General features: G+C 54.3%; 15 protein-coding genes and 1 tRNA gene. 8 read left to right on the forward strand and 8 right to left on the reverse strand.

Features of this window, described 5'->3' with window-relative positions:
- Positions 1 to 100: 100 nt before the first annotated feature.
- Positions 101 to 916, forward strand: a complete 816-nt coding sequence (locus tag ACR0JB_RS13460; protein ID WP_480789993.1) for a serine protease family protein — start codon at positions 101 to 103, stop codon at positions 914 to 916.
- Between the two features lie 285 nt (positions 917 to 1201).
- Here the strand turns inward: ACR0JB_RS13460 and ACR0JB_RS13465 are convergent.
- The 6 genes from ACR0JB_RS13465 to ACR0JB_RS13490 form a co-directional block, all read right to left on the reverse strand.
- A tRNA-Met gene (locus ACR0JB_RS13465) sits at positions 1202 to 1278 on the reverse strand.
- Positions 1279 to 1361: 83 nt separating this feature from the next.
- Positions 1362 to 2336: an alpha/beta fold hydrolase gene (locus tag ACR0JB_RS13470; RefSeq protein WP_170377306.1), complete on the reverse strand. Its 975-nt coding sequence runs from the start codon at positions 2334 to 2336 to the stop codon at positions 1362 to 1364.
- A 1-nt stretch (position 2337) separates the two neighbouring features.
- A complete protein-coding gene (locus tag ACR0JB_RS13475; protein ID WP_170507277.1) occupies positions 2338 to 3810 on the reverse strand; it encodes a flavin-containing monooxygenase in 1473 nt (490 codons plus the stop codon).
- Between the two features lie 134 nt (positions 3811 to 3944).
- Positions 3945 to 4184: a hypothetical protein gene (locus ACR0JB_RS13480; RefSeq protein WP_480789994.1), complete on the reverse strand. Its 240-nt coding sequence runs from the start codon at positions 4182 to 4184 to the stop codon at positions 3945 to 3947.
- A gap of 33 nt (positions 4185 to 4217) precedes the next feature.
- Complete coding sequence (locus ACR0JB_RS13485) at positions 4218 to 5372, reverse strand: aromatic ring-hydroxylating oxygenase subunit alpha (RefSeq protein ID WP_480789995.1); 1155 nt, start codon at positions 5370 to 5372, stop codon at positions 4218 to 4220.
- 99 nt (positions 5373 to 5471) lie between these two features.
- The gene (locus ACR0JB_RS13490; protein WP_226688880.1) at positions 5472 to 6377 is read right to left on the reverse strand and encodes a LysR substrate-binding domain-containing protein; all 906 of its coding nucleotides are present in this window, start codon (positions 6375 to 6377) and stop codon (positions 5472 to 5474) included.
- Positions 6378 to 6925: 548 nt separating this feature from the next.
- Between ACR0JB_RS13490 and ACR0JB_RS13495 the strand changes: the two genes are divergently transcribed.
- The 3 genes from ACR0JB_RS13495 (at position 6926) to ACR0JB_RS13505 (ending at position 10882) form a co-directional block, all read left to right on the forward strand.
- Positions 6926 to 7432 (forward strand): hypothetical protein, encoded by a 507-nt coding sequence (locus ACR0JB_RS13495; RefSeq protein WP_226688881.1) that lies wholly within the window; start codon positions 6926 to 6928, stop codon positions 7430 to 7432.
- A 115-nt stretch (positions 7433 to 7547) separates the two neighbouring features.
- Positions 7548 to 9179 carry a bifunctional aspartate transaminase/aspartate 4-decarboxylase gene (locus tag ACR0JB_RS13500; RefSeq protein WP_170398453.1) on the forward strand — a complete coding sequence of 544 codons (1632 nt, stop codon included), beginning with the start codon at positions 7548 to 7550 and terminating at the stop codon, positions 9177 to 9179.
- Between the two features lie 29 nt (positions 9180 to 9208).
- Positions 9209 to 10882 (forward strand): aspartate:alanine exchanger family transporter, encoded by a 1674-nt coding sequence (locus tag ACR0JB_RS13505; protein WP_170507283.1) that lies wholly within the window; start codon positions 9209 to 9211, stop codon positions 10880 to 10882.
- 1 nt (position 10883) lies between these two features.
- Here the strand turns inward: ACR0JB_RS13505 and aspT are convergent, their stop codons facing one another.
- Complete coding sequence (gene aspT, locus ACR0JB_RS13510) at positions 10884 to 12584, reverse strand: aspartate-alanine antiporter (protein WP_170398459.1); 1701 nt, start codon at positions 12582 to 12584, stop codon at positions 10884 to 10886.
- An 856-nt stretch (positions 12585 to 13440) separates the two neighbouring features.
- On the opposite strand from aspT, the gene ACR0JB_RS13515 reads away from it, so the two are divergent.
- The 4 genes from ACR0JB_RS13515 (at position 13441) to ACR0JB_RS13530 (ending at position 15498) form a co-directional block, all read left to right on the forward strand.
- On the forward strand, positions 13441 to 13734 hold the full coding sequence (locus tag ACR0JB_RS13515) for a hypothetical protein (RefSeq protein WP_170398463.1): 294 nt from the start codon (positions 13441 to 13443) through the stop codon (positions 13732 to 13734).
- Between the two features lie 115 nt (positions 13735 to 13849).
- On the forward strand, positions 13850 to 14164 hold the full coding sequence (locus ACR0JB_RS13520) for a hypothetical protein (protein WP_170398466.1): 315 nt from the start codon (positions 13850 to 13852) through the stop codon (positions 14162 to 14164).
- An 18-nt stretch (positions 14165 to 14182) separates the two neighbouring features.
- Positions 14183 to 14806 carry a hypothetical protein gene (locus ACR0JB_RS13525; RefSeq protein WP_170398469.1) on the forward strand — a complete coding sequence of 208 codons (624 nt, stop codon included), beginning with the start codon at positions 14183 to 14185 and terminating at the stop codon, positions 14804 to 14806.
- Positions 14807 to 15171: 365 nt separating this feature from the next.
- Positions 15172 to 15498: a thermonuclease family protein gene (locus ACR0JB_RS13530; protein WP_170398736.1), complete on the forward strand. Its 327-nt coding sequence runs from the start codon at positions 15172 to 15174 to the stop codon at positions 15496 to 15498.
- Positions 15499 to 16896: 1398 nt separating this feature from the next.
- Here the strand turns inward: ACR0JB_RS13530 and ACR0JB_RS13535 are convergent.
- Complete coding sequence (locus ACR0JB_RS13535; protein ID WP_170507286.1) at positions 16897 to 17457, reverse strand: recombinase family protein; 561 nt, start codon at positions 17455 to 17457, stop codon at positions 16897 to 16899.
- Between the last annotated feature and the right edge of the window lie 788 nt (positions 17458 to 18245).

Consider the following 18245-nt stretch of genomic DNA (forward strand, 5'->3'; position numbering starts at 1 on the left):
AATACCTGCCCCGATCATGCCGAAGAGACGTGTCCTCCGATTGAAGTATTCGATGCGGTCCGACCCAAAGTAAGTTTCATTTTTAGGTGATGCGATAGATATGAGAGTACCAGAGAATATCAGAAAATGTGTTGCTTACATTGGATACTGGAACCAACAGAGTGGCGAGTTCGACGCAGTCGGTTCGGTCTTTTTTGTGGGACGTGACAGTGGGGGCGGAAAAGCCAGCCACGTTTATGCGGTAACTGCTAAGCACGTAATTGATGGCCTCAAAAGCAAGGGCGTTCAGGAAGTAGCAATCAGGCTAAATATGAAGGCCGCAGACGCTTCTGAGGTCATCAAAAGTAGAATTACAGACTGGTTTGCTTGCCCGGATGACGGTTCCGATGTTGCCATCCTTAGCGTGAGAGTGCCTGAAACCGCAGACCACTTAGTTCTGCCTACCAACATGTTCTTGAATAATGATGTGATCAAAGAGCATGAAGTTTCTCTGGGAGATGAGATTTTCATGACTGGTTTATTCCGGCATCATATTGGGAAGGGTAAAAATATCCCTATCATTCGCGTTGGCAATCTAGCGGCTATGGATGACGAGAAAGTTAGAACCGAAGGATTTGGGGAAATTGATGCATATCTAATAGAGGCACGTTCCATCGGAGGGCTGAGTGGCTCGCCTGTATTCCTCAATCTCGGATTTACTCGGTCAATTGAAGGCAACGTGAAGTTCTTTAATTCAAGCGACCCGATGTTCTTCTTCTTAGGTCTGATCCATGGGCATTACGATGCGTCAGGAGATCAAGTAGATGCGGGAAACGCTCTTTCCTCGGGGCAAATAAACACGGGAATAGCGATTGTGACACCTTACTACAGCCTTCAAAGGGCTATGGCCGCGTTCGAAAAGGATCACTCTACATGATCTCAGCTTTCAGGTTACGAAGAACAAACTCGCCATTAAAACTTGAACGAATCGACGTAGAAGCAACAATTTCCACCCGTGTAGGGTAAGTCACGCTCTGTGGCCAACTATTGGCAAGAACCTTTCCGGCAAATCGCGCCACTTTGTCCGAAAGCTGCCGCTGCGCTTTGCGCTTCGCCCAACATCATTTGGGCAATATGAGGGCGGAAATGTGGGTAAAATGATGGGAAGTTGTTTTTGGCTCCCCATATTTCCCTTTGTTTTCAATGCTATAACTGGGAAATTTGGTAGCGGAGGAGGGACTTGAACCCCCGACACGCGGATTATGATTCCGCTGCTCTAACCAACTGAGCTACTCCGCCATGAGTGAGAGGCGATTTAAGCGAGGGGCTGTGGCGGGTCAAGAGGGAAAACACGGTCAAAGCCGGATTCTTTTCCACGCCGTTCAAACCGTCTCGGGCGCCGCCTTGGTTTCGAAATACTTGGTTTCTGCGATCTGGCGGATGAATGCGGCGCATGTGTCCGGTGCCGTGATCAGGATCATATGACCTGCCCCGTCAATCCACTCGTTTGACAGGCCGAACTGGATCATTGGATCGCCGTGCGCGTGGGCTGCAAGTATAGCGTCCTGTGTGCCGTATAGAATGCCGCCGGGTACGGCTAACTCCTCATAGCGGGCGACCTGCGCCGCCATGCTGTCATCAATCCCCACAACGTCCTGCGATCCGGTGATGAAGGCCGACGGGCGCAGTCCAAGCGCACCGCCAGCACGATCCAGAAAGTCCGCAGGCGCAGGGTCGGGGGCGAAAACGACATCCAGAGTGTGTGGTGCAGTTTTGGCGGCCACTGGTACAGCGATTGTGTTGCCGATCAGGCTGCGTAGCCATTCCGTGCGGATTTCCAGTGGTTTGAAAACCTGGGGTGTCGACGGCAAAACTTGCGTCAGAGGGGCTAGCAGAGCCAGGGCCTTGATCTTTTCTGGGTGGTCCAGTGCCATCGCCAACGACACCGCGCCGCCCAAGGAATGGCCTACAAGGACAGCGTCGGTGACGTCCTTGCTGTCCAGAAACTCTTGTATCATGCGCGCCTGTTCGGGCAGACGGCCCAGATCGGCACTGTCGCGGGTCGAATAGCCACAGCCGGGCCGGTCCACTGCGATGACGTGATAGTCATCGGCCAGCATGTCGACCAAGGCATAGGTGAAATGCTGCAACTGCCCAGCCAGCCCGTGGATCATGACAAGGGTCTGCTTCGACGGATCGCCCTTTTCCACATAATGGATGCTGCCGCCGTTCACGGGCGCGATGACCCCAAGCTGCGGAACTCGGATTTGGCCTTGGCGAGTCAGTTTGCGAGTCCACAGTTTCATGCCGACAAAAAATGCGACGATCAGCAGGGCGATGGTTAGAAGAGTGGTCATGTCAACGATCTCCGGCTGGGGGAGGGGCAGGGTGATATTGTTCCAGCCCGGATCGGGCCATGCGCTTTTCATACTCGGATACGGTGCCGGGCCAAAGCGTCGTGTTACGGCCTTGGGCATCCTGATACCACGAGGTGCAGCCGCCCGCTTGCCAGACGCTGTCTGAGTGGCGGTCCTGCATTTCCTGCGTAAAGGCTTCTTGTTTCGCGGCGTCAGGTGTGATGGCCTGTAAGCCGTTGCGCTGCATCTGATCCAGCACCCGGCCTATATGGCGGACCTGTGCTTCGATCATCAGCACGACCGAGTTATGGCCCAATCCGGTATGTGGCCCCAACAGAATAAAGAAGTTTGGAAAACCTGCGATGGCAGTGCCCAGATTGGCCTGCATCCCATCGGTCCACGCTTGGCGCAGGGTCAGGCCATCGGTTCCGGTGATGTCCAGACGCTCGACCACGTCCGTCACATGAAAGCCTGTGCCCCAGATCAATACATCGACCTGGGTCCGGCTGCCATCCGCGGCGATGATCTGATCTCCTTCGATTGTCGCCACCCCGTGCGGGATTACTGTCACGTTGTCTCGCGCAAGGGCCGTGTACCAGTCATTCGAACTGAGGATACGTTTGCATCCAATCCTGTAGCCAGGGGTCAGGCGTTCGCGTTGTTCGGGGTCAGTTATCGCTTTCTCCAGCCCGTTTCTCCATATCTTCATGGCAAAGTTGACCATCCGCTCTTCGCCCCGAAACACACGGTGGCGATACTCAAAAATCCAGTAGATCAGTTTGCGGCGTATCCGGGGCAGGATGGGGATGCGCCTATAGAGGCTGCGAACCCACGGTGCAATTGGCCCGTCGGGGCGGGGCAGGACGTAGGGCGCGGTCCGTTGGAAGATGGTGATTTGGGCTGCCGTTTTCGCAATTTCAGGCAAAAACTGAACGGCTGAGGCACCGGTGCCGACCACAGCGATGCGTTTACCCACAAGTTCAACGTCGTGATCCCATTCGGCAGAATGGAACTTGGGGCCGGGAAAGCCGTCGGCACCGGGTATGTCGGGCACATCCGGTAGATGCAGTGCCCCAATGGCCGAGACTAAAAAGCGCGCCGTCCAGTGCTGCCCGCCCTCGGTTTCCACCTGCCATTGGTCGCCGTCCCAGCGCGCGGATTTCAGTTGCTGGTGGAAATGGCACAGATCGTACAGGCCCTCATCCTGGCAGATCTTTTGCAGATACGCCTGAATCTCGGCCCCACCGGCATAGGCGCGGCTCCAGTCCGGGTTCAGGTGCGTGGCCATCGAATACAGATGCGAGGGAATATCGCATGCCACGCCGGGATAGGTGTTTTCGCGCCATGTACCGCCGATATCGCCCGCTTTTTCAAGGATGGCGATATCGCTGATTCCACGTTTGCGTGCCTCGATTGCCATGGTCAGCCCCGAGAACCCGGCACCAATGATCAGCATTTCCGCACTGTGCGCCATGCACCTGCCCCTCCCAAAGCAACCGTGACGGTTTCATTTGACTATAGGGGACCTAAGACGTCTGAACAGCTTCCCGTGGGGTCACATAGAGTTTGGATAGCCTGGTGCGCATTCGCCCTGACGTGACACCAATCTTAAAATTCGAGACGATGTGCACGACCATGCGCGACAAGGCGTGCATTAAGTGTCTCGGTCTCGGGCGCACCGGATTCTAGCGCGAAGACAAAGGCGTGGGTTAGGTAAAAACAAGCGGCATCAATGTCCTGTGCCGCCTCGCGCTCATCCGCAGCCATTGTGTAATAGTGGATCAGGGCAGCATGATCGTCCTGCTCATGGGCCTTTAACAGCAGGCGATCCAATTCGTCTTTTTCCATTGGACCTCCTGCCAAAAGGGGCCGGCCGAGAGGTTACTCCGCCCGTCCGTTTTCGATCTGCGTTGCGACCCAGTGATGGAAGTTATGGGTCGGCCCGTCCATTGCGGGTGAAAACCGTCCGCCATCGAACAGCACCCCGTGGCGACCCTTTTGCATACCTTCGACAACAAAGACATCTTCTTCGAAAATGGCCTGCCACTGTTGTGCGTTTGTGGTGCGAAGCCCGTCCAGATGCGGCGTGTCCTCAACGCTTTTGGCATAGTACAGCCGGATATGTTCGACGGTGTTTTCGTGGTCGACCGGCTCAAGCAAGATTGCAAAGGCATGGTCGCGCTGCACCCCCAACAGGACGTTCGGGTATAAGGCTACGTATTCCGCGCCTTCATCCCACTTGTCACTCAGGTCTTCAAAATCGGGAAAGGTGGTGCCGTCCTGATCCTTTAGCTGCCGGTAGACCAGCGTGCCCTGACCGGAGTAATGCCCGCGGACTTCGATGTTATAGTGATCTTCCAACCGGGAATAGCTGTTCAGGCCGGGATGCACCCAAGGCAGGTGATAGCTTTCGCAGTAGTTCTCGACCGCCAGTTTCCAATTGGTTTTGACCTCCAGCTTGAACGAGGCCATCTCGCCGCCGTCATGCAGGGGTTGTTCGAATTCCTTCCACCGATCCAGCAGGGCACCATGGGCTTCCTGAAACTCCGGTGCGTTGCCGTCTACGTTCACAAAGATCACATCGCGCCAGACATACGACCGGACACGCACCAGCCCTAGATCCTTGTGATCGACGTTTTCGTGCTTGTTCTGACCGGGGCCGCCCACATGCGGGGTAGCGCGCAGCTCACCTTTCAGGCTGTAGCACCAACTGTGATAGGGGCAGCGGATCGCGCCTTCGATCTTGCGGGGCGTATCCACAAGGATCATGCCGCGGTGGCGGCAGGTGTTCTGGAAAACCCCGATCTCTCCGTCGCGATCACGGACGATCAGTAGTGGCATGCCCAGAAAGTCGACCGGTTTTGCATCGCCTACCTCGGGGACATCCAGACCAAACCCGATCCCGGACCAATTGGCAAAGAGGACCGAGCGCTTTTCTTCGGCAAAAACAACCGGGTCGATATAGTGTTCATTCGGCAGGCCATTTGCGATGGTCACATCGTTCAGAACGGATGACAGCGCGCTGTGCTTGTTCATCGGGCTCTCCTGTGGGTTGCTAGATGCGTTCTTTTCCGTATTGGAGGATGGTGTGGCCCTTTCTCAATATCAGAAAACCTCACCACTGGGTGATCTGATCTAAACTGAACCGTCCTGAACCTCTTGAATGATCCATGATTTTAAGGCGCGGGCGCTGTCCGAGAGGTCTTCCTCCGGGCGGCCAACAATGTAGAATTGGTTGGGCGCAGTCAGATAGTGCGGGCCAATGGCGACCAGCTTTCCCGATTGCAGCATCGGCTGGATCAGCCGTTGCCAACCCAGCGTCAGCCCAGCCCCCTTGCGCGCCAGTTGCAGGGCAACCGAATAGCTGTTCACCCTGGAGTCAATCGGGATCGTGCCCACATATCCCAGTTGTTTGAACCATTCCGGCCAGGTGGTCCAAGTGCGGTCTTCCGAGGCCATGTGGATCAAGCGTTCGGCTGCCAGCGCGTCGAGGTCAGCACCAGCCAATCGTTCCGCGACCTCGGGGCTGGCGACGGGGATCAGGTGATCGCGGAACAGGGGCGTATGCGTCAAGTTCGGGTCGGGGTCGCGCCCGTAGCGAATAAAGAAGTCCACATCCGGTCGGTCCCGAAAAGGGCGATCCTGCGACAGCTGGTCCACGTTGACGTCCGGCATTTCGCGCCAAAATCGGATCACGGCGGGCGACAACCACAACGCCGCCACTGCCGTGGTCGATCCGACCGTGACCTTGCCGCCAGATTTGCGGTCACGGATCGTTGCCAGAACTTTCGAGATACGCCCGAATGACGACGACAGCGCCTCGTAAAGCGCGTTGCCGTCTTCGGTCAGATCGACGCCGCGATGCTTGCGCTGGAACAGCGTGGTTTCCAGATCGCCCTCCAACGCCTTGATCTGGTGGCTGACCGCGCCCGGCGTGACCGACAGTTCCTCGGCTGCGTTCTTAAAGCTCAGATGCCGCGCGGCGGCCTCGAAGGCGGACAAGGTGGTCAGGGGCGGCAGGTTATAGTGGCGTCTGGACATGATGATTTGGGAAGCATTGCCTGATTTCAGATGAGCTCTCTTCATCCGAGTATTGGGCTTTTTATCGATGAAGGCCAGAACCACGTACGTAGCAAAATTGTGTGTCGGTCAATTTGCTGGATAGGCGCGGTGAAATGTGGCCGTAAGCGGCGGGGGGAGCTGCTCTGCCCATAGGCGAGCCCGGTTGGTCAGGCGCTCACCCCCTGGTCCCGCTCGTACCCCCTCGTTAAATTCAAACTCGTAAACTGATCAGCAGGATTAGGTATTCATAGATGCGGAAATGGGCATAACTATTACAAGATCGTGTCAGTTCTATGTATCTTTCGGTCGAAACCGCGCAATTTGCCCCAATCTTAATGTGCATGTTTTCAACATACCTGCTGGAAATTACATCCTTTCCGCCAGTTATGTTTGTGTTAAATAGCTGGTCGTGACATTTTTATTTCGCCAACAAAGGGATGTTTTCTGCAAAAAATGGCGTTAAATCGCATTCGGATTTCCTTTAGAATTTCCATGTCCTCATTAGACTTTAATGCTGGAGGACATCTATGAATTTGGAATCCCACGAAGCCGCAACTGAGATTGCGCCGCGTGTCATCTCGATCGCAAAGCGCGAGCGCGAGATATTCCGGGCATCCAAAGCTGCCGAGGCCGCGTTTGAACAGGTCGCCTGCGCAGCCAAAGATGGCGCCGCAGTACATGGTGAGTTGCAGGACCGTGTCTTTTCCATTTTTCGCTGGTATTTCCTGTCAGCCTTTTGCACCCGTATGTTGACGGGCGCTGCGCATCGGCTTGAGCATCAGACCTTGCAGGTTTCGATGGATATTTTCAGTGCCGTCAAAATGGTGCTGACCGATAGTGAGATTGAACGGTCGATGGCTTTGGTCAGCGTCGAGCACACGTCGCCGACGATAGTTCGGGCGAATGACATTGGCAGTCGGGGGCATACTGTCGGATGGGTTGCCGCAGGGCTGCATGAAAAGGGGCGGGAATTCCCTGGTGAGATTCAGAATGCGCTGGCCGGTGCACTGGCAGCGTCGTCCCGGATCAACTGACCGCTGCGCAGTTATCCCAACGTCAGCGACTGACTACACAGTTTACACACATGCGAATCCTTGCGTACGATCCGATAGAATTTTTCCGATTGTTTTAACGCAAGGGTTTGATGCCATGTCAGAAACACTGGACCTGCATAAGTTCGAAAACCTAAGTCCTTTTCAAATCAAAGATGAACTGATCAAGCTGGCGCAGAAAGAGTCACGCCAGATGGCGCTGCCTTATCTGAACGCAGGGCGTGGCAATCCAAACTGGATCGCCTCCAAAGCGCGCGAGGCGTTTTTCCTGCTGGGTCAGTTCGCCATGACCGAAGCACAGCGCCATCGCAACGAAGCGCTGGTCGGTCTGGCAGGGATGCCGCAGGGGCCGGGTTGCTATGATCGGCTCAACGCCTATTGCGCGGACTCGATCGCGAAGAACGGCCCTCCGGGCGCAGATACTCTGGCCGCTGTGGTGGATTTCGCGATTGAGAGATTCGGTTTTACCCCAGACGATTTCGTGCTGGAACTGACCGATGGCATCGTCGGTGATCATTATCCAATGCCGGACCGGTGCATGGCGCATAACGAAGCCATCGTCCATGAATACGTGATGTGGGCGATGTGCGCAGGGCACCGGCCCGATGCCAAGTTTGACATTTACGCGGTCGAAGGCGGCACTGCCGCGATGTGCTATATTTTCAAGGCGCTCAAAAACCAACGGTTGCTGAATGCGGGCGATACCATTGCGCTGGGCACGCCAATTTTCACGCCCTATCTGGAAATGCCGGTGCTTGAAGATTACGGGCTGAATGTGGTGGACGTGTCCTCGGAAGAAGAGGACCATTTCCAGCTGACCGATGACGATCTTGAGCAATTGTCCGACCCAAAAGTAAAAGCGTTGTTCCTGGTCAACCCGGGCAACCCGTCCTCGGTCGCCATCAGTCCCGAGGTCATGACCCGACTGGTCCAGTTCGTCAAAACCCGGCGGCCTGACCTGATCATCCTGACTGATGACGTCTATGGCACCTTCGTTCCAAACTTTCAGTCCGTTATGGGTCATCTGCCCGAGAACACCATCGGGGTTTATTCTTACTCTAAATATTTTGGCTGCACGGGGTGGCGTCTGGGGGCCATTCTGGTGGCCGAAAACAACATCTTTGACAAGATGATTGCCGAGGCTCCGGAGGAAACCAAGACCGTCGTCAATGCGCGATACGAGACGCTGACCCCCGATCCGTCGTCGTTCAAGTTCATCGACCGGATCGTCGCCGACAGCCGCGATGTTGCACTGAACCACACGGCAGGCCTGTCCCTGCCGCAGCAGGTGATGATGACGCTGTTTTCGCTGGTCGAGTTGATGGACGAAGATAAGGGATATCAGAAGTTCTGCTGGGGTATCCTGAAACACCGTTTCGATGAACTGGTCGAGGGGATGGGTATCGACGTGCCCGACAACCCATTGTTTGACAAATATTACGGCATCATTGATTTCGAATTCTGGCTGCGAAAATATGTTGGCGAAGAGGTGGTGGTGTGGATCAAAGAAAACGTCCACCCGCTGGATATCTCGTTCAAGCTGGCGCAGGACCACGGGATCGTGCTGTTGAACGGATCGGGCTTTGACGCACCGAACTGGTCGGCACGTGTTTCTTTCGCCAATCTGGACGATAGCGCCTATCGCCAGATTGGGCGTGCCGTGCGGGCGGTGGCTGTGGGCTATGTACAGGCCTATCGGGCCTCGAAAGGATTGCCGCTACACGGCTGAGGCAGAGCCGCAGTGAAGGGGAGCTTATCATGGAATTGATCGGGTCGATCCTGGGCCCTCATCCTGCGCTGGCCTTGTTCTGCAGCCTTGCCCTTGGCTATGCGTTAGGCAAGATCACCATCGGCTCGTTTACCGTTGGATCGGTGGCGGGCTGTCTTCTGGCAGGTGTTCTGGTCGGCCAGACCGGAGTGATCGTTTCAGATGACCTGAAACAGGCGTTTTTTTTACTGTTTCTGTTCTCCATTGGGTACCGAACCGGGCCACAGTTTTTTCGGTCTTTGAACTTTGGTGCGTTGCCGCAGATTGCCATCACAGTGTTGCTTTGTGTTGTGGCGCTGTTGGTCGCGGTGCTGTTGGCTCCGCTTATGGGGCTGTCCGTTGGAATTGCTGCGGGGCTTTTAGCAGGCGGTGTCACGGAAAGCGCGACCTTGGGTGTTGCCATTGACGCCTTTGCCAAAGCTGGCGCCGACGAGGCCGCGCAAGCCATTTTCGACGGTGAGATTGCCACTGGTTTTGCCGTGGCTTACTTCGTCGGGGTCATTGCGACCATCTTTTTCCACACGCAGTTGGCGCCCAGACTCTATGGCAGGTCGCTGAAAGAGGCCTGTGCAGAATACGAGGCCGGGTTGAACAGCAACGACGCTCCGATGGTGTCCGAACACCGTGATTTCGAAGCACGCGCTTATCGTATCACCCCCGAATTCGTCGGCCACAGGATTTCCGAGCTTGAGGCCCGCGTGCCCGAACATGTTCGCGCGTTTTTCGATCGTGTCCGCAGGGGCAATAAGATCCTGCCCACCACTCGCGATATGGTGCTGCAAGAGGGTGACATAGCCGCCATCGCCGGCGTGCGATCCTATCTGATCGAACACACCGCCTTATTGGGGGAAGAGGTTGAAGACCCCGAACTTCTGGACTTGCCGGTTCAAACCAACGACATCGTCGTGACCAACAACGAGGTGGTCAACAAGACCCTGGCTGAACTGTCCGCCCGTCCCGAAGCGCGCACCATCTACCTGCGCGGCATCATGCGCAGCGGCGAGCGTTTGCCAATCTTTCGCGGCGTGACCCTGCACAAGGGTGACGTGCTGACCGTCTCGGGCACTCGCAGTCATATCGAGGATGCCGCTGCACGCCTTGGTTATCTGGACCGCGAAACCAGCAAGACCGATATGGTTTTTGTGGCCTTTTTCATCCTGATGGGCGGGTTGATCGGTATCCCCGCGTTGAAGTACGGCGCGATAGAACTGGGGCTTGGGACGTCGGTCGGAGTACTGCTTGGCGGTCTGGTGGCGGGGTGGTTGCGCTCGGTCCATCGCACATTCGGCTTTGTGCCCGAGGCAACGCTGTGGATTTTCGACTCCTTGGGTTTGTGCGTGTTTGTGGCCTGCGTGGGCATCACCTCGGGGCCGAGCTTTGTGACCGGGGTGATCGAAAGCGGGCCATCTTTGATCTTCGGGTCGGTGGCCATCGTATTGTTGGCCCATGGGTCGGCGGTCATTGTTGGGTGCAAGGTCTTTGGCATAAACGAGGGCGTTCTGGCGGGCACCTGCTGCGGGGCAGGGACCTCGGCCCCCGGTCTGGCTGCCGTGCAGGAAGCGGCACAGAGCCAGGTTCCAACCCTGGGCTATGGTCTTGGCTATGCCGTGGGCAACGTCTTGCTGGCCCTGTGGGGCTCGGTCATCGTGATCGTTTTGATGTAGCTTACGGCACGAATGCCACAACCAACGGACCCCAGAGTGTCAGGAATATGTTCGCCACCGCATAAGTCATCGTAAACGCGGGCGTCGGGGTTGCATTCCCGGCTTTTTCCAAAAGCGTTGCAAAACCGGGATTACCCGACCGCGACCCTGTCACCACTGCACAAGCCTCGACCGGGTTTTTGATACGCAAGACGAAATAATTGATCGGGAACTGCACGATCATCGGCATCAGTGTGACCACGACGCCCAACAACAGCAAGGTGATCCCGTATTGCTGAATGGCTTCAAGCGCAGGCTTACCCGCGTTCAGGCCAACAACCCCAACGAACACGGCCAGGCCAAAGCTTTGTAGGAAATTCGCAGCCCCACGATTGATCCCACCGATCTTGGGCCGCCGGATGCGCAGGTATCCGATGATTAGCCCGGTTACCAAGCAACCAAGACCGGACCCAAGCGCCACTTTCGTACCGGCAATGACAAAACTGATCTCACCGATCAGATAACCAACAGCCACGCCGATCCCCAGTGCAATGAAGTTGGTGACCGAGGCTGCGGGCGGCACATAGCCCGCCATTTTAGCAACCCGGTTCAGATCATCCTTGTGACCGACAATGCTGACTTCGTCACCCGCGTGGATTTCGGTGTTGTGCAGCACTGGCACTTCATGGCCCATGCGGATGATTTTTGAGATGTGGACGCCCCGCCGCTGATCCGCCGTCAACGCCTCGCGCAATTCCACTAGCGTCTTGCCGGTCAGTTTGCGGTTGGTGACCACGACATTGCGGCGCTCTTCCACAACGGTCAGTTCGGGCGGGTATTCTCCGATTTCACCGCTAGCTGTACCTTCGAATTGTGTCAGCGTTCCGACCAGGCCAGAAACCACGATCACGTCCCCTGCGCTGATCAAAGTACCCGGCGTCGGATCCACCGGGACGCCGTCCTGCAGCAGCTTTTCGACGACCAGATCACCGTCATAGCTGCCCTCGATGGATTTGACCGATTGGCCTGCAATCGCGGCGTCTGCATCCACCTGATAGGCGCGGGCATCAAATCGGTTCATTGGAAGGAATTCGCCTTCCTCCAGCTTGCGACCGCCACCGCTGAGTTTCTGGGCCAGCTTGATTGCCTCTTGTCGCAGGTCGACACGCATGATGATCGGGATAACGCTGACCGCTAGGATCGGACCGATTGAGCCAAAGATATAAGTGACCGAATACCCCACCGCGATATTGGTTTTCAGCTTTTCCGCCTCATCCGCTGCCAGCCCCAGCAAGTCGATGGCATTGCCGGCGGTGCCGATGATCGCTGACTGCGTCAACCCTCCGGCGGCCAACCCGGCGGCCAGCCCTTTGTCCAACCCCGCCAATCGAGCCACGACGATGACGAAGAACAACCCCCATAGCGTCATCATGAACGCGGCCAGCAGCTTGGTCATGGCGGTTCGGTTCAGAGCCGCAAAAAACTGCGGGCCGCCATTGTAGCCGACCATGAAAATGAACAGCGAGAAAAAGACGTTCTGAACATCCGTACTCAGGTTGATACCGCCGATCTGACCCACGAAAACGGCCACCAGCAAGGTTCCGGCGATGCCACCCAGTTCGAACTTGCCGACCCGGAACTTGCCGACGCCGTATCCCAGGCCAAGACAGAGAAAAAGCGCCATGATCGGAAAGGCGCGGAGCTGTTCAGTGATCAATTCCATCTTAAATTCTCCAGGTTCAAGTCTGGCTTTAACGGCGCCACGAATGGTGCTTCAGAACGCTGATAATGCTTGGAAATTTAGATTATCTGTGCTGCGTCGCGCTCAGGTAAGCATCGGTTTTGTGATCTGTCAAATTGCCCAGTGATATTCACCTCCTGCAATGGAATCGACCGAGACGCGGCAAATTGGGGTTCAAAGCGCTATAGCACCCAACAAAAGAAAGGAACCCCGAGCCTGTACTGCGCGAAATACGCATGCAGTTTCATTTTGTGCCACAACAATGTGTCACGCCGCTCTAACGCATAAAGTCTTGTTGTTTTGTTGTGATTTGGTGGAGCCTAGGGGAAACGCCGCCGAACGCCTAATGCACTGATAGTAAGCACTATTGTAGTGTGTTGGTTTGCAGTATGTCTCACCCTAGTGTCACACCTATGCTTAGGCAACTCCTATTAATCAGGTTCATTCAGGCAGCATAGCAAAGTGCGAAGTCGTTTCCTCTGTGAAGTCTCTAGTGATCAGGCCTGAGGGGTGTGTACCCCGGTGATGTATGCACTGTCGTTGTCCAAGCATGGGGGAACTCTACCTGCCTCGAGTGATAGATACGGGCTCGGAAAAATTCGCCAACAATTTGGCAAGTGGGGTGGGCCAGAACAGCGGATATTGATGCGATATGCACAAAATAGCTGTCACGAGCCCAGAGTGGACACACTTGATGGGGCCAACCTAGATAGCGTCTTCACGGTTCAATAAAATTGACCACTTACATTAAATTCGTATTGTCGAATATGGAGCAACAATAAGTTCACGCCGTGAAGTGCTTCGAAACAATTGTAGATCAAAATGAAAGAGGGACATTATGAAGAAACTTCTTTTAGCTTTGCCAGCAGCCGCAATTCTCGGTGCTTGCGACGAAGGCAGCACAACCAGTGGCACGTCGGCGACCCCAACCGCAGCAGAACAAGCGTGCTTGCGTGATGTCACTACGACCACCAACAATCCGGATGTAGCACTGCTCGGTTCGGAGTTTTCGGAAGCCGGTACGTTTGTGCGCGTCGGCGTCGGACCTGACCGCGCCCCTTGGCAGTGCATCGCTTACAGTGACGGTACAACAGATGGCATCATGTCGCTGACGAACGAAGGTACTCTCTAGTCTCATTATGTTCTCTGAACATGGTCTTTAGCCTTTGGACACTGTGCAGTCTCCGGCACAGTGTCGATTGCCAGTGATATTTGAGAACCCAATTTGAACTTTGGGGAGAGAAAGCATGGGTAAGCTGATTTTGGGGCTGGTCATTGGACTGATCGTAGGCGGCATAGGCGGTGGAATGCTAGGTATAGGTACTGGTGCAGGCGCAGGCATTGTAACGGGTCTGTCAGCCGGTGTGTGTGGTGTTGCCAACGCAGCTCAGCAGGAAGGGCTATTGACCAAAGAAGAAGTCGATCAAGTCTTCAACCGCGCGGTCAGTAATCTTAGTGATTTAACACCGGAAGCCGAAGGCAGTGGTGAAGCTATTGTTGGTGCGGCAAGCGAATGCGACGACGTACTGCAAAAGTTGCGGGACGCTGCCGCGTCCAATTGACTTAGGGAGTTTAGAAAGATGCGATCCAAGATTTTGGCTATGTGCCTTTGTGTTTCGCCTGCACTCGTTCACGCTGCAGAAGTTGGGCAGGAGGCTATTGACGGGTGTATTGATCAGTTACGCTCTGTAGGCGGGCCGGACGGGCAAGGCGGCACGGTGCTCTCCACCGAGTTTTCCGAAGCTAATTCGCTCGTCATGCTTAAAGATCGCGGCGAAACGGTTTGGAGATGTCTTGTCTCCAACGATGGTCAAGTCGCTGAACTCAGCGTCGCACAGGCCGCTGATGACGGCCAAGGCGCAATTGCGGGCTCAGGTGGTGTACCGGTCGTTTCGGGGACACAACGTGTCCAGTTTGCCACCGGCACCAGCGGAGCGGCATTGTCGGGCACGCTGAACCCAAATGCTTCGGTAAGTTATGTGCTTGGCGCTGCAAATGGTCAGTTTTTGAGGGTGGACGTTGGGTCTCACGGAGGTGCGTTGGACTACAAGATATTTAATCCCGACGGTTCGCTTCTGCTGGATCTAATCTCTTCAGACACGCCCTATTATGGTCAACTCTGGCAGTCCGGCGATCATATCGTTGAGGTCGGCAACGCCGGGGCACAACCAGTTACCTTCGATATTGGTATCGGCATCGAATAAACCCTCGATTAATATATCCGATGGCTTCGCTGCATGCTTATTGAGCCAAACTAATTACAAGGTCCGATGCTTTGGAAGTCGTGATACTGCTAATTCTTGTTGTGGTTGTCCTGCTGGTATTGGTGCATAGAAATCGCCAACCACACAGAGTGACAAGGCAACCATACCAAGCAACTTCAGATAGGATACCGAGGTTGGATGCCTCCCCGTCTCAAGGGGTTCAGCAGCCCCAGCGTTTCGACGCTGACAGTGCCATACCAGAACCTACAAAAAAGATATTGGAAGGCTCAGCCTATGTTGTGGACGGCGACACCATAAAAATACAGAAAACCCAAGTGCGCTTGTTTGGCGTAGATGCGCCCTAGATTAACCACCCTTACGGCAAAAAGGCCAAGTGGGCTTTGGTATCCCTATGCAAAGGGCAAAAGGTGAGGGCAGTGGTTACTGCTGAGGATACCCACGGTCGAACGGTGGCAAAGTGCTACCTTGAGGATGGGCGTGATCTGTCTGCTGAAATGGTCAAGTTGGGGATGGCGATAGATTGGCCTAAGTTCTCAGATGGCAAGTACAGGAGCCTAGAGGTGCCGGATGTGCGTAAGAAGCTGTGGCTGGCTGATGCGCGGCAAAAGGGTCGTACTAAGGTCTGGGAACAATTCGAAGCCAAACAAGCACAGCGCAATCAGAACAAATAGGACTTCGCACTCTCTTGCGGCAATGGTGTGGGTGCATTGTATGGTGCTTGGCTCGGTATTCAGAAGATGTCGCCGAGGGGTGTTTGGAGCGGTCTTACTGATGCGGTAACGTCTAAACTACCCAGTAGGTCTAACAATTCGCGGGTGAACCTGTTTGTATCGCCCTTTGCTATCGTCAGCAGTTCACTGAAAGCCAGCGAAAGTGTACGGTGCCCCAGAGGCGTTAGAACCCACCCTTGGCCGGTGTTGCGCTCCGCTATCCCCATACTATCATAGCCCAGTAGATGCGCTCGTAGGGCTGCTCTTGTATAGCCTGTGTGGTATTCCAGTTTCTGGATCGGTCACGGTCGATCATCGGTCAGGAAGGCGTTCGCTAGCATCCGGTCTAGCTCGTTTATGTTTATTGCCCGAGGGGCATTTTGCAGTCGGTAAATTCGATCAACGCCGCACAGATAAAAGGTCTCTCACTTGTAGCCCCCAGTGTATAAAACAAGATGGTGTCAGCAGTGCTGTTCTGTACCCGGTGCAGTCTCCCTAATTTGGTTGTGAAACTGCTCATGCTGGTGTGCTTTTAGCTGCATGGTTTAACCGGATGCAATGATAAAAAGTAACATAAAACAAATAGATAAGATGTTTTCGTCAGGTGTATATACCTAGTATATTAATATTAAAGCTGATACTGGCTAACCATCCCGATTACTAAGCATACTGGAGTCTAGACTTACTATTGATGTGATGTGTTGTGTATATACACATACTATACATTACTAGGTATCTACTACTAATGAATATCTAGTTCACATAAATCCAGTATGTATTCTATGTAGAGATGTAGGTATATTATATGTATATACAGTATAGCTCGACTATGTAGGCATAATACAGTGTATATCCTATGTATATGATACTATGGATATTATCTATTTCTGTATATGTAGTAGATATACTATGCAGGCATTCTTACTATCATCGGATCAATACTGAACATTAACCTTGCAGAGGCAGACAGATCAAACATTCGAAAAGTTTAATCTGTCCGGTTCTTACTCACCTAGTAGTAATCTAGTAGTAATACTGAACATTAACCCAGCAGGGGCAGACAGATGAGACATTCGAAAAGTCTAATCTGTCCGCAGTCTTGTCGTGATCCAACGGGGCAAACGGATCGAACATTCGAAAAATGTTATGTATCCGTTTCTTCCCTCATTAGAGGAAGGGTTAAGCAAAGCGTGGTCCCATCCGGTTCTTCCCTCATTAGAAGGAGGGCTAAACAATGGCCGGTCCGAACCCGATCAAATTGCCAAGTTGCAAAGAAGATAGATGACCCGGCACAAGCGTAAATCTGTTCCGGTTCAGATTGGCATCCGTTCAGCCCGCCAACAACTGGGGTAGCAGCGGTCAGCTTTGGCCTGCACTGAGTATCCGGTACACCGACGCGCGGCTGATACCGAGGTCTTGAGCGATCTTGGTAGCGCCGATGCCTTCACCCGCCAGTGCAAGCACCTCGTCCGATTTTGCCAATGCAGTTGGCTTGCGCCCTTTGTACTTTCCGGCAGCTTTGGCCTTGGCAATCCCTTCACGCTGACGTTCCAGCATAATCTCTCGCTCAAACTCGGCCACGCTTCCCAGCAGGTTCAACATCAGCTTCCCTTGGGCCGTCGAAGTGTCCAGACTGAGGCCCAAGATAGTCAGGTGTGCCCCAACGGCGTCAAGCTGGCTGCGGATTTCCATCAGGTGGGCCATAGAGCGCGCCAGACGGTCCAGTTTGGTGACTACTAGGTGATCACCCTCCCGGATGAAGTTTAGTGCTTCTGCGAGCTTCTCACGCGCTCTCACGTCCACTGAGGATACCTGTTCGGTGAATACCTTTTCACACTCAGCACGTTCCAGTTCCCGTAGTTGAGCATCAAGCCCAGCCGTTTGATCCAAAGTGGAAGTCCTAGCATAGCCAACAAGCATGATCTGTTCCGTCTCTCAAAGTTTTAAACATTGAGATACATGCTGTCTCAAAAGGTGAAGTCAATATCTGTGAGACACAATTTGCGTGTGTGCCAGTTGTGTCGCTGCGGCAGGGCCTTGTGAAACAGCAATACAAAACGAAAGGGCCAAGACGTATGCTGACTACCCCATGGGGGAGAAGTCAGACTGTCCAGAACTATAGATACGGGCTCGAAAAAATTCGCCAAAAAATTACAGTAAATTCTGCCTAAGCAGCGGACATTGACGCTGCATGTAGCGAATGACCGCCCTGAGCCCAATCTACCTAATGCTGCGCTTCGCATGAACAGGTGCGAAGCGCGAATTGCTGCCATAGGCAATGGCAATGACAGGTCCTTATCGGTCATTCATTGGGCCCGGCCTCGCCGCGAAACAGTGTCACCGAACCGGCCATTCCTCACAACAGCACAATTTGATCGCTGTGAGCGAGGTCGAAGTGGGACACCTTACAGCTGATCGCTCCCCCGGTATTTTGTCGCGATCTGCAAATGCCTATTTACTGCAATCGTGGCCGCCAGTCTTCGTCATGTCGAATGCTCTCGTCTAGCCCAGCGACAAAGGCAGGACCGGCGGCAGGACTAAAATCTCAGTTGGCACCACTCCCGCAAATTTCCCACAATCCATTCAAGTCTATCGGCGCGCCGATATTCCAAATGAACGTCTACTTAGGGCTCAACGCGGTCATCTGAGCACATTTGTCGGATGTCCACAAAGCGGACGAAGCCGCCAGTCGGCTTCGGGTGGCCAAT

The organism is Ruegeria sp. BI7, from assembly GCF_056537925.1.

Coding starts and splice junctions, on each gene's coding strand:
- ACR0JB_RS13490 (WP_226688880.1), bottom strand. CDS start 6,377: ATGTCCAGACGCCACTATAACCTGCCGCCCCTGACCACCTTGTCCGCC.
- ACR0JB_RS13505 (WP_170507283.1), top strand. CDS start 9,209: ATGGAATTGATCGGGTCGATCCTGGGCCCTCATCCTGCGCTGGCCTTG.
- ACR0JB_RS13495 (WP_226688881.1), top strand. CDS start 6,926: ATGAATTTGGAATCCCACGAAGCCGCAACTGAGATTGCGCCGCGTGTC.
- ACR0JB_RS13525 (WP_170398469.1), top strand. CDS start 14,183: ATGCGATCCAAGATTTTGGCTATGTGCCTTTGTGTTTCGCCTGCACTC.
- ACR0JB_RS13515 (WP_170398463.1), top strand. CDS start 13,441: ATGAAGAAACTTCTTTTAGCTTTGCCAGCAGCCGCAATTCTCGGTGCT.
- ACR0JB_RS13460 (WP_480789993.1), top strand. CDS start 101: ATGAGAGTACCAGAGAATATCAGAAAATGTGTTGCTTACATTGGATAC.
- ACR0JB_RS13470 (WP_170377306.1), bottom strand. CDS start 2,336: ATGACCACTCTTCTAACCATCGCCCTGCTGATCGTCGCATTTTTTGTC.
- ACR0JB_RS13500 (WP_170398453.1), top strand. CDS start 7,548: ATGTCAGAAACACTGGACCTGCATAAGTTCGAAAACCTAAGTCCTTTT.
- ACR0JB_RS13535 (WP_170507286.1), bottom strand. CDS start 17,457: ATGCTTGTTGGCTATGCTAGGACTTCCACTTTGGATCAAACGGCTGGG.
- ACR0JB_RS13485 (WP_480789995.1), bottom strand. CDS start 5,372: ATGAACAAGCACAGCGCGCTGTCATCCGTTCTGAACGATGTGACCATC.
- ACR0JB_RS13475 (WP_170507277.1), bottom strand. CDS start 3,810: ATGGCGCACAGTGCGGAAATGCTGATCATTGGTGCCGGGTTCTCGGGG.
- aspT (WP_170398459.1), bottom strand. CDS start 12,584: ATGGAATTGATCACTGAACAGCTCCGCGCCTTTCCGATCATGGCGCTT.
- ACR0JB_RS13520 (WP_170398466.1), top strand. CDS start 13,850: ATGGGTAAGCTGATTTTGGGGCTGGTCATTGGACTGATCGTAGGCGGC.
- ACR0JB_RS13480 (WP_480789994.1), bottom strand. CDS start 4,184: ATGGAAAAAGACGAATTGGATCGCCTGCTGTTAAAGGCCCATGAGCAG.